At 63.7% G+C, this 488-nt stretch carries 1 protein-coding gene; it reads left to right on the top strand.

Translation table 11 applies throughout. The features are described 5' to 3' along the window. On the top strand, positions 1–309 hold a 309-nt coding region (locus X756_RS136280; RefSeq protein ID WP_245264613.1), incomplete at its 5' end, for a transposase domain-containing protein. Positions 310–488 lie beyond the last annotated feature (179 nt).

Raw genomic sequence — 488 nt, 5'->3', positions numbered from 1 at the left:
CGTAATATGGATGCCAGCGATAATGAAACTCCACCATCTGCCCGACATGGGCAGAATGACACTGCGATGGCTTTGGGAAGGCGCAACTGGACCTTCGCCGGTTCCCAGCGCGGCGCCGACCGCGCCGCCGCCGTTATGCTTACCCTCATCACCACGGCGCGCCTCAACGACGTCGACCCAAAAGCCTGGCTCGCCGATGTCCTGGCCTGCATTGCCGATCTTCCCGCCTCGCGCCTGCGCGAACTACTGCCTTGGGAATGGAAGCGCCTGCGCCAAGCCGACAAGCCCGCCGATCAGCAGGCCGCCTGACCTTCACGCATCGCCATCATAAAGCCCGCCGCGCGCCCGCGCCTGTGCCAATCATGCGGCCTTCGTCGTATGCGTACGTTTGTTCGGTCGTCATGTGTCGTTAAGCTTGGCGCATCCGGGCCACGGGGCACCGGGAGCACGCAAGTGCGGGCAGGCCGTCGTATGCAGATGAACTGAGA

The sequence above is a fragment of the Mesorhizobium sp. LNJC405B00 genome (assembly GCF_000502615.1).
Taxonomy (GTDB): domain Bacteria; phylum Pseudomonadota; class Alphaproteobacteria; order Rhizobiales; family Rhizobiaceae; genus Mesorhizobium.
Note: the sequence above shows the minus strand (reverse complement) of the source record. Positions and strands in the feature narration are given on the sequence as shown.